This is a genomic window from Mesorhizobium sp. B2-1-3A, assembly GCF_006442655.1.
Classification (GTDB): Bacteria; Pseudomonadota; Alphaproteobacteria; order Rhizobiales; family Rhizobiaceae; genus Mesorhizobium.
This window is the reverse complement of sequence record NZ_VFWK01000001.1, coordinates 1,345,808-1,360,407: the sequence shown is the minus strand read 5'-3', so window position 1 is coordinate 1,360,407 and position 14,600 is coordinate 1,345,808. Positions and strand designations below refer to the sequence as shown.

The following is a 14,600-nucleotide window of genomic DNA, read 5'->3' as shown; positions in this document are numbered from 1 at the left end:
AGATCGCGGCGTTGTTGACCATCACATCGAGCCGTCCGAATTGCTCGACCGTCGCACCGACCAGCGCGTCGACGGCGCTCCATTCGGAGATGTCGGTCCTGATGTAAACGGCAGCTCCGCCGGCCGAGCGGATCAAGTCCACGGTGATCTCACCCCCCTCGATCGGTTGCTCGACCGTGTCGGCGATGACGACGCTCGCGCCCTCGGTCGCGAATTTCAGCGCGATCGCGCGGCCGATGCCGGAACTGCCTCCGGTGACGATGGCGGTCTTGTCTGTGAGCAGGGGCATGGTCCTCAGCTTTCCCGGGTGACGATGTTTCCGACTTTCGGGCCGATCAGTTTTCCCTCGTGCACGATCTCGCGACCGCGCAGGAAGACGCTTGTCAGCCGCGCCTGGACGGTCCAGCCGTCGAATGGCGTATAGCCCGCTCGCGACACCTGATCAGCATTGGCGATCGTGCTGGACCGGCGCGGATCGAGGATGAGGATATCGGCATCGTAGCCGCTGGCGATCTTCCCCTTGCGCCGGCCAAGGCCGAAGCGCTCGGCCGGATTGCGGGCGCTCAGGCGCACCAGATCGGGCAGCGTGATCACGCTCTCGTCGACCAGTTTCAGCATCGCCTGCAGCAGCGTCTGCAGCCCCGGCATGCCGCCCGGAATGTCGGCGAAAGCCGCGCAGGGCGCCGCCTTTTCGGCTGGCGCGTGCGGCGCGTGATCGGTGGCGACGATGTCGATCAGTCCTGCGCCGAGTGCCGCGCGCAGCGCATCCACATCATGCGGCGAGCGCAAGGGCGGCGAGGCCTTGAGATTGGCGCCTTGCATCTCATAGTCGCTGGCGTTGAAGAAGAGGTTCTGCGGCGTGGTTTCGACGCTGGCGTCGGCCATGCCGCGCAGCCGGCTCCACGTCTCGACGCCGAGTTCGGAATTGATCTGGCGGACATGAATTCTGGCCTCGGCCGAGGCGGCGACGACAAGCGCTCGGGCGATGCCGTTGGCCTCGGCGAGCGGCGGCCGGCTGGCCAGAAAGGCGGCGATGGTTCCTGAGCGGTCGCGCAGTGTGCCGCCGGCCAGGATCGATTGATCGCCGGGCGAGATGCCGATCAAAGTATCGGTGCCTGCGAAAGCCTTTAACGCCTCGGCCACGGCGTCGAGCGTCGCAAAGAGGAAGTCATCGGGCACATCGGCGGTGAACAGCTCAAATGAAACCGGCGAGAGATCGAGCAAGCCTGGTATGTGTGACAGGTTGCGGCTGACGACGGTCTGCAGGCCGACATCGACATGGATGCGGCCTTTGGCCATCGCCATCTTGTCGGCAAGCTGTTCGGCCGTGGCCGTCCATGGCTCGTCGGTCGGCATGTCGAGCACCGTCGTCACGCCGCCAAGGGCCGCCGCATGCGTGCCGGAGGAAAAATCCTCCTTGTGCGTCAGGCCCGGCTCGCGCAGATGCGCGTGCGCGTCGACTAGGCCGGGCAATAAATAGGCACCGGAGGCATCGAAAACGGCCCCGGCCGAAACCGTCTCACCGGGTGCGACGAGCGCTACGATCCTTCCGTTGGTGACGCCTACATCGCGCCGCTCGAACCCTTCGGCGTTGACGATGGTGGCTCCCCGGATCAGCGTTTCGAACATGCCGTCTTGCTTCCGTCAGCCGCGCCGCTCGAAGCCGGCATGGTTGGCGAGCCAGAACCGGGCAATGTCCTCGCGGCGCATGAAGGCAGCGGCCGTTTTTTTCTTCACATGCTCGATCACCTCGCGCAGGCCGGATGCCCGGTTGGGCTGGCCCATCCAGCGCGCATGAATGCCGATCGTCAGCATGCGCCCGCCGGTCTCGTCCGCCTCGTCGAGCATGTAGTCGATCGCCGAGCGGCAATCCTCGGCGAAGTCGCGCGGATTGCTGTAGCCGGGCGCCACCAGATAGCGGCTGTCGTTGAGTGTCTTGGAATAGGGAACGACCAGTATCTCCGTGCCTTGGTGATCGACGAAGTAGGGCAGATCGTCATTGCAGGGGTCGGAGTGGTAGAGGAATCCGCCTTCCTCGACGAGCAGATCGCGCGTGTTGACACTGGGCAGAGAGCGGCAGTTCCAGCCCAACGGGCGCCTTCCCAGCAGCTTATCGTAGAGGGCCACGGCTTCATGCAGATGGCGCTTTTCCTCGCTGCGCTCCATCGTCGTGTAGTCGATCCAGCGCAGGCCGTGGCCGAGCAGGTCGTGCCGCCGCGTCTTCATCCATTCGACGAAGGGCGGGTTTTGCTCCAGCGCCACCGCACAGGCGGAGATGGTGATCGGGATATCATAACGGTCAAACAGACGCGCCAGACGCCATACGCCGGCCCGGCTGCCGTACTCGAAATGCGTTTCGGTGCCGAGGTCGCGCACCGGCGGGCTCGAGGTGAGATTGTACTCTCCCCAATTGTCGTTGCGGCCGTCTTCGAGCCAGGAATACTCCGAGCCTTCCTCGTAGTTGAGCACGAGGTTGATGGCGAGCTTGACACCACCGGGCCAGGTCATGAAGGGCGGGCGCGGACCATAGCCGACGAAGTCGCGCGGCTGTGGCGCTTGCGAGGCAACGCTGTGCGTCATGACAATTTCCTCTCAGCTCGTTTCGTTGGCTTCTATCCAGTCCATGTAAGCGTGGAAGGCTTCCTTGCCGGGACGCGGCCGCCATGTGGTGTCGCGCAGGATGCGGGCGATGTCATACGCCCCCCACATGCCGCCTTTCAGGCTAACATCCTGGACGATGTTGGCGTCTTCTCCCGATGTCACCTCGACTTTCAGTCCGGGCACGCGTTCCCTTGCCCAGCCGATGATCTCGCCGATGGTCTGGCTGGAGCCGGAGCCGATATTGTAGTGGCGGTAATTGAGGCGTGGGGCATCGATCAGTGCGAGGATCGCGGCGGCAACGTCGGTAGAGGGGGCGTAGTCACCGACCGGCTCCAGGCTGTTCGGCCTGATCGTCTCGCCGGCCAGGGCCATATGCGCGACGCGGTTGGGAACATGGCGAAAGTTGCGGCTCTCGGTGGCGCGGTCCATCGGGCCATAGACGGAAGCAAGCCGCACCGAGACTGCCGACAGGCCGAACAGGTCGGCATAGCGGTTGGTCACCATTTCGGAGGCGAATTTCGAGATGCCGTAGAGCGTCAGCGGCGCGACATAGCCGTCTTCAGGCAGCGGCTCGCTGCTCCAGTCGGGCCCGTTGTGGCGGTAGACGGATCCGGAGCTGACATAGACGAAGCGCTTGAGACCCTGTCTCGCGCGCGCCCAGTCCAGCATCCGCACGGTGCCCATGAGATTGACGTCGACGATGCGGGCGGGGTCCTCGGCCTCCGGCTGGCGTTTTGCCTCCGAGGCGCTGCCACGCGAGATCGGCGTGATCGTCGCGCCATGCACGATTGCCGTGATGCCTTGCTCGTCAAGCGCCGCGGACCAGCTCTTCGGGTCGAGCACATCGGCGGCGATTACCGTGAGCCGGTCGCGCACCGGAGCGAAATGCTTTTCGGCCGCCGCGTCGAGGCCGGACCGATCGAGGATCACGGCACGGGCTTGCGGGTCACGGTCCAGCCATGCGCGTGCGACCACACTCATGACAAAGCCGGTGCCTCCGGTGACGAGCAGCGTCATGCGAACTCCTTTGAAGTTGAATGAAGAAGGTCAGCGCGTCGCATAGCCGCCATCCACGAGCATGTCAGATCCGGTGACGAAGGACGCGTCCGATGACAGAAGGAAGGCCGCCGCCGCGGCGATTTCATCCGGCTCCGCGATGCGGCCGAGCAGATGGGCGGGTCCAAGACCTGCATTGGCGGCCTCGAAGTCCGGAAATCTGCGCAACAGGCGCGCCGTCGCCACGGCACCCGGCGACAGGCTGTTGACGCGCACCTTGTCCGGCGCATGGTCGACCGCCATCGCCTTGGCGAGATGGATCAGTCCCGCCTTGGCGGCACAGTAGGCGACGGCCTTGGTGGTGGCGACCCGTCCGAACTGCGAGCCGATGAACACCACCGAACCGCCGCCGCCGGCCGCGATCAACGGCACCGCGTACTTGCTCATCAGGAACGCACCGGTCAGGCCGACGTCGAGCTCGCGGCGCCAGGACTGTTCGTCAAGATCGACGACGGTGGCGTTCGTCGACGGCGCGGCGGCGTTGTGCACCAGTCCGTCCAGTCGGCCGAATTCTTGTCTGGCGAATTCGACGGCGTCCCGGGCGGAACCGATGTCGGTCACGTCACATTGGCAGGCGGCAGCCGAAGGGCCAAGTGTATCGGCAAGCTGTGTCGCGGCCGCGAGATCATAGTCGGCGCAGACCACGCTGACGCCTTCCGCGACGCACCGCCGGGCAATGGCGGCGCCAATGCCGCTTGCGGCGCCCGCGATCAGGACAACGCTGCCTTGCAATCGGTTCATCGCGGCGACCTCAAACCCGTTCCTCGACACTTTGCATGATCGGCGCCGTGACCGGCCGGCGCAGAAGATTGTAGCAGGCCGCGATCGTGACCAGGGCAGCGCCGCCGCCGAGCAGCAGGAACATGGCGGGAGGGCCAAGATGCGCCATCAATCCCGCGGCGACGCCCGGCGTCGCCACATTGCCGATCGAGTAGAGCAGGAGCAGCGTGCCGGACGCGGCGACCATGTGCCGGCTGTGAAGCTGCGATGCGCCGAAGGCCATCGCCACCGGATAGATCGTCAGCGCCGTGGCACCATAGAGGAAGAACAGCACGAACAGCAACGGCACCGACAGGGTGCCGACCCATGCGATCGCGGCGCAGGTCGTCACTGACACCAGCCCTTGGATGAGCAGCATCAGGCGACGGTCGAACCGGTCCGACAGCCAGCCGACCGGGGTCTGCGCGAGCATGCCGGCTATGCTAATTATGGTCACCAGCCAGACGGTAGCCACCGCCGACAGTCCGATCTGCGTCCCGTAAAGAGGTGTCAGCACGAAGATGTTCATGTTGGTGATGCCGGCCTGGAAAATGGCGACGACCGTCACCGGCGCCAGCCTGAAAAGCGCGAGCGGTCCGAGCCGCCTGTCTGCCTTCGCTCCGGGCGTGGGCACCGGATCGGCCGGCACCGAAGGCAGCGTCGGCCAGCGTAGCCCCGCGAATTTTGGCGCGAAGGCCAGAAGCACCGTCGCCGTCGCCACCAAGAACAGATGCGGAGATTTCGGACCGACCAGCGCGACCAGTATCTGGCCGAGCAGCACGGCGATCGCTGTCGTCAGCATGTAGATCGAGAACATCGCGCCGCGATTGTGCTGTTCGGCATAGAGATTGATCCAGCTCTCACAGACGACGAACATCGAGGCCATCGACATGCCGCCAAGCAGCCGGAAACAGAACCAGCTCGGCATGAAGTCGGTGAAGATGAAGCCCAGGGCCGACAGCAGCGCGGTTGTCAGGATCAGCAGGAAGGTCCGCTCATGGCCATAGCGGGCGACCAATGGACGCGTCATCAGGCATCCGATCAGGAAGCCGACCGGATAGGCGGTCAGCACGATCTGCACGACGTCGGGGTCGACGCCAGGTTTGCCCAGATGGAACGAGACCGCGGTCGTCAGCATGGCGCTGCCGATGCAGGCGAGACAGACGCTTGCCATGATCGGCAGCGTGGCGCGGGAGCGCTCGGCGTTCCGCCAGAAGCGCATCGCGGATTGAGAGATCGACCCCATGAATGCCGCCGTCAGCCGGCTAGGACAGGCGCCGGCGATCGCAAGCAGGATCAATGACCGACGCTGAACCTTGATGCATTGCGACGGCTCCCCTTGGCAGTCACGCCGGCCAGCGGCTGCTCTCCCAGACAGAAGCTACACTTCGTCATGCACGCCACAAGCGAAGATTGACACGGCTATGGCGTGATTTTTTTTGGCCATCCCGGTGGCGGAAAACGGCGTTGCGCCGTGCGACAGGCTTTACAGTCCTTTTGCACGCTCCCTACGATAGGTCACCTGCCGAAGATCGAGAGGAGACCAGGGTATGACGATCGAACGTCTTGAGAACGGGCAACGCTTCTGCCGGGTGCTGCGCTACAACGGCACCGTCTATGTCTCCGGCCTGACGGCGGACGACCTTTCCGGCGACACCACCGCGCAGACGAAGCAGATTTTCGCCAAGATCGATACCCTTCTGGCCAAGGCCGGCAGCGACAAGTCGAAGCTTCTCAGCGCCCAAATCTGGCTGCGCGACATCGCCGACTTCGAGATGATGAATGCGGCATGGGACGCCTGGATCGACCGTAGCGCCATGCCAGTGCGCGCAACGGTCGAGGCGCGACTTGCGGGTGATCAGTATCGCGTCGAGATCATGGTCACGGCGGCCGTCGGCTGATGCCGATTGGGGTGGGCAAACCGTATGCATGAGCTGGTGATCAAAGGCGGAAGGGTTGCGCTCGACAACGGTTGGGCCGAATGCGACATCGCCATCGATGAGGGGCGCATCGCCGCCATCGGGGCCGGCCTGTCCGGCAAATCCGTGATCGGCGCCGACGGTCGTTGGGTCATGCCCGGCGGCATCGACGCTCACTGCCATCTCGACCAGCCGGTCTGGGGCGGTGCCGGCAATGCCGACGATTTCGAGTCCGGCACCATCTCGGCGGCCTTCGGGGGCACCACATGCATCGTCCCGTTCGGCATGCCGGGCCCGGACATGACGACGATTGGCGCCGTCGACCGCGCGCTCGATCGCGCCACGGGGCGCGCGGTGATCGACTACGGGCTGCACGCGGTGGTGACCATGGGCACCGGCCCCGATGTCGAGCAACAGCTTTCGCAGCTCGCTGGACGCGGCATCGCCTCGGTCAAGCTGTTCATGACCTATCAGGGCTTTGCGGTCGACGACGATCTCTTCTTCAGGGTACTCGATACCGCGCACAGGCTTGGCTGGATCGTCATGGTCCATGCCGAGAATGACGCCGCCATCCGCCGCACGCGCCAGAGGCTGATCGATCTCGGCCGAACCGACATCCGCTACCATGTCGTTGCCCACAGCGAGACGATGGAGCGCGAGGCCACGCATCGTGCGCTGGCCTTCGCCGAAATGACCGGCGCACGCATGACCATCGTCCACGTCTCCTCCTGGCAATCGGCCGAGGAGGTGGCGCGGGCGCGGGCTCGTGGTGTGGATGCGATCGCCGAGACCTGTCCGCAATATCTGTTCATCGGCGCTGCCGACCTCGACCGGCCGGCCCTGGATGCCGCGCGCTTCGTCTTTTCGCCGCCGCCGCGTTCGCCGCGCAGCCATGAGCATCTGTGGCAGGCGCTGATCGATGGCGGCATCGATCTCTGGTCCTCCGACCATTCGCCCTATTTCTTCGCCGACAAGATCGCACGATCGCGGACGCCCGGTTTTACCACCACGCTGAGCGGCATCCCAGGCATCGAGACTCGTCTGCCGCTGCTCTTCTCGGAAGGACTGCTCTCCGGCCGGCTGACGCTGGAGCGCTATCTCGATCTCACCTCGCGCAATGCCGCCGCGATCTATGGTCTGGCCCACGCCAAGGGCCGGATAGCGGTCGGCCTCGATGCCGATCTGGCGCTGTGGGATCCCACAGCGACCTGGACCCTCGGCCATTCGGCCCTGCATTCGCGCGTCGACTTCACGCCCTACGAGGGCAGGAGCGTGACCGGCAAGCCGACCACCGTGCTGGTGCGCGGCGTGCCGGTGGTCGCAGACGGCGTGCTGCAGGTGCAGCCTGGGTTCGGACAATTCGTAGAGCGCACCGCGGCCGATCCGGCCCTTTCGGGAAAACCAGTCGAGGAGACGACGCCATGGCTCGATGCCTGACAATAGCGGTCGCCCAGACTGGACCGATCCAGCGCAGCGCCTCGCGTGCCGAAACTGTCGATCGCCTCGTCCACTTGCTGGAACAGGCCGCGGCCGCGGGTGCGGAAATTGTGGCGTTCCCTGAGATGGCGCTCACCACCTTCTTCCCGCGCTGGCGCATCGACGATCAGGCGGAGGTCGACGCCTTCTTCGAACAGTCGATGCCTGGCCCCGAAACGCAGCGCCTCTATGCCGCCGCCGCGCGCCTCAAGGTCGGCTTCGCGCTCGGCTATTGCGAGATCGCTCGGGAAGACGGCCGGACGCGCCACTTCAACACCATGGACCTTGTCGGCCCCGACGGGCGCTTCATCGGCCGCTATCGCAAGATGCATGTGCCGGGGTCGAGCGAGCCGGAGGAAGGCACCACCACGCATCTGGAGCGCCGTTACTTCGAGCCCGGCAATCTCGGCTTCCCGGTCTTCGACTATCGCGGCGTCCGCGTCGGCATGGCGATCTGCAACGACCGCCGCTGGCCGGAAACCTATCGCATGCTGTGCCTCAACGGCGCCGAGGTCGTGCTGCTCGGCTACAACACGCCGCTGCTGCTCGATGAGGCGCCGGCGCTGGCGCATCTCAGGATGTTCCACAACCATCTGCCGATGCAGGCCGGCGCCTACCAGAACACGCTGTGGGTGGCGGCCGCCGCCAAGGCCGGGCTTGAAGACGGCCAGGCACTGATAGGCGGCTCCTGCATCATCGCGCCGACCGGCGAGATCGCCGCGCAGGCGATGTCACTCGGCGACGAGATCATCGTCCATCGCGCTGACCTCGACCTGATCGAGACCTGCCGGAAAGTGAATTTCAACTTCGCGCTCTATCGCCGCCCCGATCAGTATCGGCGTATTTCGGAACCGGTCTGAGATCGAAACGAGATGGGCCTGATCGAAGCCAGCCATAGCCAAGCCACGATGATGCTGCCGACCGATCCACTTTCGCTGAGCGAGATCGTCGAGAACGGTCTTTGCATCGGCTGCGGCCTCTGTCGATCGATCGCCGGCCCCGGCGCGGTCGAGATGGTAATGACGCCGGAGGGGCGCGAGCGGCCGGTGGCGAACCAGGCATTGGACAGGTCGACGCTGATGCTGATCAACGCCGTCTGTCCGGGAACGCGTATCGCTGGTCCGCCGCCGGCGCAGGCAAGCAATGCCGCGTTGACGGACACCGTCTGGGGTCCTGCCGAACGGCTTGTCCTCGGCTGCGCGGGAGATCCCGCGGTGCGGTTTGTCGGCTCGGGAGGTGGGGTGCTGACGGCGCTTGGCCAATTCCTCCTGAGTTCCGGACGCGTCAAGTTCGTGCTGCATGTCGCCGCATCGCATTCCCAGCCGATGCGCAGCGAGCGCCGCCTGAGCTTTGATGCCGCTTCGGTGCTTGAGGGCGCCGGCTCGCGCTATGGCCCGGCTGCGACCCTGGTGGATTTCGGCGACATCCTCGATCGCGGCGAGCCGTTCGCGCTGATCGCCAAGCCTTGCGACGTCACCGCCGTGCGCAACCTGGCGCGGCTCGATCCCCGCGTCGATGATTTGATGCGATATGCCTTGGCCTTCGTCTGCGGCGGTGCCTCGGATCTGTCGAAATCGGAACAGGCGTTGCAGCGCTTCGGCCTCGGCGAGGACGAACTCAGATTGTTCCGCTATCGGGGTCACGGCAATCCCGGCCTCAACCGAATCGAAACCAGCGACGGGCGCGCCTTCGAACTCACCTATCGGCAGCTGTGGGAAGACGAGGACAAATGGATGATCCAGCCGCGCTGCAAGATCTGCCCCGACGCGATCGGCCAGGTGGCGGACATCGCGGTTCATGACGCCTGGCTGAATGGCGGGCCGGCGGTCGAGGACGAGGCGCTCAACGGCATCATCGTGCGCACCAGGCGCGGCCTTGAGCTGTTCGACGCGGCGGTCGAAGCCGGCGCGCTGGAGATCAAGCGGGAAACCAGTATAGCGGAGATCAGTGAGTTGCAGTCGCATCAGGTGCGAAAGCGGCGCGCCGTCTGGGCGCGGCTGAAAGGCATGGCGATCGCCGGCAAGCCGATGCCTTTTGTCACCGACCTCGCACTTGAAGATTGCGCCGCGCAGAATTCGTTGGCCGAAAATCTGGCCGAGGGGCGTGGCGCCCGCGACCGCGCCCGGCGCGGACGCCTGGGTGAGCCGCCTGCCGTGCCGCGTGAAAGCAAGGCTGTGCGATCTTGTTGAAGGATGAGCTGATATGAGTACCGCCGAGCAAACCGAAATCATCATCATTGGCGGCGGCATGGCCGGGGCCGGCGCTGCCTTCGAGATCTCCCGCTCCGCCAAGGTGGTCGTGCTCGAGCGGGAAAGCCATTGCGGCTACCACACCACCGGCCGCTCGGCGGCAAGCTTTACCGAAAACTACGGCAACGGCATCATCCGCCGGATCGTGCTGGCGAGCCGATCTTTCCTGACCGAACCGCCGGCTGGCTTCACGGATTATCCGCTTCTCGGTAAACGCGGCATGATCACCGTGGCGCGCGCCGATCAGCTCGATCTCCTGGCTCAGGATCTCGAGGCCGCGCGGGCGCTGGTGCCGTCGATCGTCGCCATGACACCGGCCGAGGCGATTGCGCGCGTGCCGGTGCTGCGCGCGGATTATCTCGCCGGCGCCTATATCGAACCGCATTCGATGGACATCGATGTGAACGGCCTGCACGAGGGCTTCTTGCGTGGCGCCCGTGCGCATGGCGCCAGGATCGTCACCAATGCCGGCGTCAACGCCATCGATCGGCAAGGCGGCCAATGGCGGGTCGAAACCCCGGCGGGAACATTCCTTGCGCCACAGATCGTCAATGCCGCCGGTGCCTGGGGTGACGAGATCGCCGTCATGGCTGGCGTGCGCCCGATCGGCCTGCAGCCGAAGCGCCGCACCGCCTTCAACATCCCGGCGCCCGCAGGTGTGGACATATCAGAGTGGCCGCTGGTCAACGATGTCGGCGCCGAATTCTATTTCAAGCCGGATGCAGGGCAGTTGTTCGTCTCGCCTGCCGATGCGACGCCCTCAGCGCCGATGGATGCCTATGCCGAGGATATCGATGTGGCGATCGGCGCCGAACGTCTTGAACGGGCGACCACGATCGAGGTGCAGCGCGTGTCGCGCTCATGGGCAGGCTTGCGGACCTTCGTCGCCGATGGGTCGCCGGTGGTCGGACCGGATGACGAAGTACCGGATTTCGTCTGGCTGGTCGGGCAGGGCGGCTACGGCATCAAGACCTCGCCGGGGCTGTCGCGCGTCTGCGCCAGCCTGATCGCGGGCAAGGGCTTTCCAGATGATGTCGCAAGGCAGGGCGTGTCTATGGAAGATCTCGCGCCACACCGGCTGCGCGGCGTCGAGTCCCAAGCCAGGCAGGTTGCGTCATGAGCGATGCCGCACTCACGGCCGGCGGCAGGCTGGCCGGGCATCTGCTGGACAGGCTTGCGCACGCCACCACCGATGCGCCGGGGATCACGCGTATCGCCTATGGACCCGGTGAACGCTTCGCCCACGATCTCGTGCGCGACGAAGCGGAAAAGCTCGGCGCCACGGCGCATGTCGATGCCGCCGGCAATCTCTATTTGACGGTGAAGGGCCGCGACCCCGACCTGCCGGCGATCGTTGTCGGTTCGCATCTCGACAGCGTGCCGCACGGCGGTAACTTCGACGGCGCTGCCGGTGTTGTGGCGGGGCTGGCGGTGATGGCCGAACTGGTCGGGCAAGGCATCCAATTGTCACGCGATCTGATCGTGCTGGCGACCCGCGCCGAGGAAGCGGTGTGGTTTCCGCTATCCTATCCCGGCAGCCAGGCCGCACTTGGGTTGCTGGAGCCGGCGGCGCTGGACGCGAGGCGCTCGGACAGCGGACGCACGCTTGCGGATCACATGCGTGAGGAAGGCTTCGACCCCGAAGCCGTGCGGCGCGGCGTGCCGGGCATCGATGCCGGCCGCATCGCGGCTTTTGTCGAAGTGCATATCGAGCAGGGACCGCGCCTCGTCGCATCCGGCGCGCCGGTCGGCATCGTCACCGGTATTGCCGGCGGCTTCCGTTATGTCGATGCGAAATGCCTTGGCGCCTACGCGCATTCAGGTGCCGAGCCGCGCTTTGCCCGCCATGACAGTGTGCTCGGCTTTGCCGATCTGGTCGCCGGCCTTGAAGCGGAATGGGACGCGCTCGAGCGTGAAGGGCATGAGGCCACCATCACCTTCGGCCGGGTGGAATCCGATCCGAGCCAGCACGGCGGCAGCCGCGTCCTGGGCGAACTCCGCTTCACGCTCGATGTGCGCAGTGCCGAGGCTGCTGTTCTTGAACGGGTCGATGCAAGACTGAACGCGCTCTTCGCCGAAGTCGGCAGGAAACGCGGCGTCAGCTTCGAGGCCGGGCCACGCTTTACCTGGGAGCCGGCAACCATGTCGCCGGCTCTGATCGCAAGGCTGGACCGTGCCGCCACCGAACTGCAGATGCGGGCGCCGCATGTGCCGAGCGGGGCGGGGCATGACGCAGCCACCTTCGCCGGCGCCGACATCGCGACCACCATGATCTTCGTTCGCAACGAGAACGGCAGCCACAACCCGCATGAAGCGATGGAGATCGCCGACCTTGATCAGGCGATCCGCTTGCTTCTTCGTTTCATCACTGACTTCGACAATCCCCTGGGACAGCCATGAACCTTGCCGCGACCGCCTTGCTCGTCATCGATTTGCAGAACGAATACCGCCCCGGTGCGGCCTGGCCGGTGATCGGCTATGACGCCGTGCTCGCCAATGCCGCCACGCTGATCGCAGCCGCCCGTGCGGCGGGCGTGCCGGTCATCCATGCGCAGGCCTGGGTGAAGCCGGAGGAACGCGACGGCTACGCAAGGCAGGAGGAGATCCTGACCGAGGAATTCCGCTCCGCCGTGGCCGGCAGCGATGGCGCGGCGATCTGCGCCGAAGTGGCGGCGCTGCCCGGCGACATTATCATCCACAAGCACTGGCCGAGCGCCTTTCGCCGCACCGATCTTTCAAAACGGCTTGCCGACCTCAAGGTCGAGAACCTGATCGTGACCGGCGTGCTGACCGACAGTTGCGTGACCGAGAGCGTGTTCGACGCGGTCTACCAGGGTTTCAGGGTCTGGCTGGTCAAGGACGCCTGCGGCAGCATGAGCGAGGCCATGCACCGCACCGGCATGCTCGACATGGCCAACCGGCTCTATGGCGGCGGCATCCTGCGCCTGCCCGAGGCGTTGAAGGCGCTCGCCGGCCAGCCTTTCGACGGTTGGCGCTGCACGCGGCCGGTGGAATTCGTCTACACGCTCAAAACGGTCGACCGGATTTACGAGGCGCTGTGATCGGCGCCGCAGCCGCATGCGCCCCTGACGACCTTTGAGGCCGAGGGCTTGAGCACAGTGCCAGGCAGTGCGCCGGTCGCCCTGCCGCCGCGCCATACGGATACGCCGTTGACGAAGACATGCTCGATGCCGGCGGCGGGCCGACGCGGCTCCTCGAACGTGGCGGTGTCGATGATCGTGTCGCGATCGAAGACGACGAGATCGGCGAAATTGCCTTCGACCAGCAGCCCGCGTTGCGCGATGCCGAATTCCTTCGCGGGCAGCCCGGTCATCCGGAACACGGCCTCCTCCAGGCTGAACAGGCCGACATCCCTGGCATAGTGGCCGAGCACGCGCGGGAAGGTGCCCCACAGGCGCGGATGCGGGTGGATATCGTGCGGCAGGCCGTCCGAGCCGATCATGGTGCGCGGATGGGCGATGATGTTGCGCACATCCATCTCGTCGAGCTGGAAATAGACAGCACCCGCCGGCAGCAGGCGCTCACCCGCCTCGCGCTCGCTGCAATTCCATTCCCGCGCGATGTCGGCGATCTCGCGCCTGGCCATCTCCGGATGCGGATCCGACCAGGTGACGAGGATCTTTAGGCCCGTGTCGCAACGTTCCAGGCGAAGCACGGTAGAGCTTGCGGCATAGGGATAGACATCCATGCCGATGTCCATCGTCTCGCGCGCCCGGTCGATCCTTTCCAGTGACGGACGGCTCTTGCCGAAATTGGCGCGGCCGGTGCACTGGTGGTGCGAGATGAACAGCTTGCCGCCGGCATGATCGGCAATGTCGATCGCCTCCTCGATCGCCTCGTCCATCGTTTCGAAATAGTTGCGTGTGTGAGTGACATACGGGCCGCCGAGGCCGGCCGCCATGGCTGCGAGCGCCTTGACCTCCTCGGTCGAGGACTTCACGGCGGGCGGATAGTCGAGCCCGGTGCTGAGGCCGAAGGCGCCTTCGGCCATGGCCTCGGCGACCGCCTCCTGCATCGCCGCCGTCTCCGCTTCGTTGGCCGGACGGTCGGTCACCGGCATGCAGCGCTGGCGCAAAGTGGTGTGGCCGACCAATAGAGCCGCGTTCGTGGCGATGCCGCGCCGCCTGAGCTCGGCGACATAGTCGGCAAAGCGATCGAAGCGGAAATTCTCGCGACCGCCGACCAGCGTGAAGGGCGGCGGTGGCGTCCTGTCGAGAAGCAGCGGCGCCAGGCTGACGCCGCAATTGCCGGCGATCACCGTCGTCACGCCCTGGCTGATCTTCGGATCCATGCCGCGGGGCGCCAGCAGTGCGCCATCGTCATGGGTGTGCACGTCGATGAACCCGGGCGCGACCACCTTGCCCCTGGCATCGATCTCCTCGATGCCAGTCGCGTCGTCCAGCCGGCCGATGGCGGCGATCCTGTCGCCGGTGACGGCGATGTCAGCCTCGAAAGGTTTCGAGCCGTCGCCGGCGATCAGCGTCGCGTGACGGATGACGAGATCATGGGGCATCGGGTA

General features: G+C 65.6%; 14 protein-coding genes. 7 read left to right on the top strand and 7 right to left on the bottom strand.

Features of this window, described 5'->3' with window-relative positions:
- From FJ977_RS06610 to FJ977_RS06585, 6 genes are all read right to left on the bottom strand, one after another.
- A partial coding sequence (locus FJ977_RS06610) for an SDR family NAD(P)-dependent oxidoreductase (RefSeq protein WP_140769627.1) occupies positions 1 to 289 on the bottom strand: 289 nt, incomplete at its 3' end.
- Positions 290 to 294: 5 nt separating this feature from the next.
- Entirely contained in the window at positions 295 to 1,629 is a 1,335-nt protein-coding gene (locus tag FJ977_RS06605; RefSeq protein ID WP_140769625.1) for a dihydroorotase family protein, read from the bottom strand.
- Positions 1,630 to 1,644: 15 nt separating this feature from the next.
- Positions 1,645 to 2,580 carry a polysaccharide deacetylase family protein gene (locus FJ977_RS06600; protein WP_140769623.1) on the bottom strand — a complete coding sequence of 312 codons (936 nt, stop codon included), beginning with the start codon at positions 2,578 to 2,580 and terminating at the stop codon, positions 1,645 to 1,647.
- A 12-nt stretch (positions 2,581 to 2,592) separates the two neighbouring features.
- On the bottom strand, positions 2,593 to 3,618 hold the full coding sequence (locus FJ977_RS06595; protein WP_140769621.1) for an NAD(P)-dependent oxidoreductase: 1,026 nt from the start codon (positions 3,616 to 3,618) through the stop codon (positions 2,593 to 2,595).
- Positions 3,619 to 3,648: 30 nt separating this feature from the next.
- Complete coding sequence (locus FJ977_RS06590) at positions 3,649 to 4,398, bottom strand: SDR family oxidoreductase (RefSeq protein WP_140769619.1); 750 nt, start codon at positions 4,396 to 4,398, stop codon at positions 3,649 to 3,651.
- Positions 4,399 to 4,408: 10 nt separating this feature from the next.
- Positions 4,409 to 5,662, bottom strand: a complete 1,254-nt coding sequence (locus FJ977_RS06585) for an MFS transporter (RefSeq protein WP_140769617.1) — start codon at positions 5,660 to 5,662, stop codon at positions 4,409 to 4,411.
- Between the two features lie 304 nt (positions 5,663 to 5,966).
- On the opposite strand from FJ977_RS06585, the gene FJ977_RS06580 reads away from it, so the two are divergent.
- From FJ977_RS06580 to FJ977_RS06550, 7 genes are read left to right on the top strand one after another with little or no spacing between them, the layout of a single operon-like run.
- Positions 5,967 to 6,317 (top strand): RidA family protein, encoded by a 351-nt coding sequence (locus FJ977_RS06580; RefSeq protein ID WP_056564911.1) that lies wholly within the window; start codon positions 5,967 to 5,969, stop codon positions 6,315 to 6,317.
- A 24-nt stretch (positions 6,318 to 6,341) separates the two neighbouring features.
- The gene (hydA, locus tag FJ977_RS06575) at positions 6,342 to 7,772 is read left to right on the top strand and encodes a dihydropyrimidinase (RefSeq protein WP_140769615.1); all 1,431 of its coding nucleotides are present in this window, start codon (positions 6,342 to 6,344) and stop codon (positions 7,770 to 7,772) included.
- Entirely contained in the window at positions 7,757 to 8,671 is a 915-nt protein-coding gene (locus tag FJ977_RS06570; protein WP_140769613.1) for a nitrilase-related carbon-nitrogen hydrolase, read from the top strand. Before hydA ends, FJ977_RS06570 begins: the two co-directional genes overlap by 16 nt.
- 12 nt (positions 8,672 to 8,683) lie before the next feature.
- On the top strand, positions 8,684 to 10,000 hold the full coding sequence (locus tag FJ977_RS06565) for a Coenzyme F420 hydrogenase/dehydrogenase, beta subunit C-terminal domain (protein WP_140769611.1): 1,317 nt from the start codon (positions 8,684 to 8,686) through the stop codon (positions 9,998 to 10,000).
- 13 nt (positions 10,001 to 10,013) lie between these two features.
- Positions 10,014 to 11,180, top strand: a complete 1,167-nt coding sequence (locus FJ977_RS06560; protein ID WP_140769609.1) for an FAD-binding oxidoreductase — start codon at positions 10,014 to 10,016, stop codon at positions 11,178 to 11,180.
- Entirely contained in the window at positions 11,177 to 12,460 is a 1,284-nt protein-coding gene (locus tag FJ977_RS06555; RefSeq protein ID WP_140769607.1) for a Zn-dependent hydrolase, read from the top strand. The genes FJ977_RS06560 and FJ977_RS06555 overlap by 4 nt, the downstream gene beginning before the upstream one ends.
- Positions 12,457 to 13,122 (top strand): isochorismatase family cysteine hydrolase, encoded by a 666-nt coding sequence (locus tag FJ977_RS06550; protein WP_140769605.1) that lies wholly within the window; start codon positions 12,457 to 12,459, stop codon positions 13,120 to 13,122. The genes FJ977_RS06555 and FJ977_RS06550 overlap by 4 nt, the downstream gene beginning before the upstream one ends.
- On the opposite strand, the gene FJ977_RS06545 is transcribed toward FJ977_RS06550, so the two are convergent.
- Positions 13,107 to 14,594: a D-aminoacylase gene (locus FJ977_RS06545; RefSeq protein ID WP_140769603.1), complete on the bottom strand. Its 1,488-nt coding sequence runs from the start codon at positions 14,592 to 14,594 to the stop codon at positions 13,107 to 13,109. The two genes, FJ977_RS06550 and FJ977_RS06545, sit on opposite strands and share 16 nt — an antisense overlap.
- Between the last annotated feature and the right edge of the window lie 6 nt (positions 14,595 to 14,600).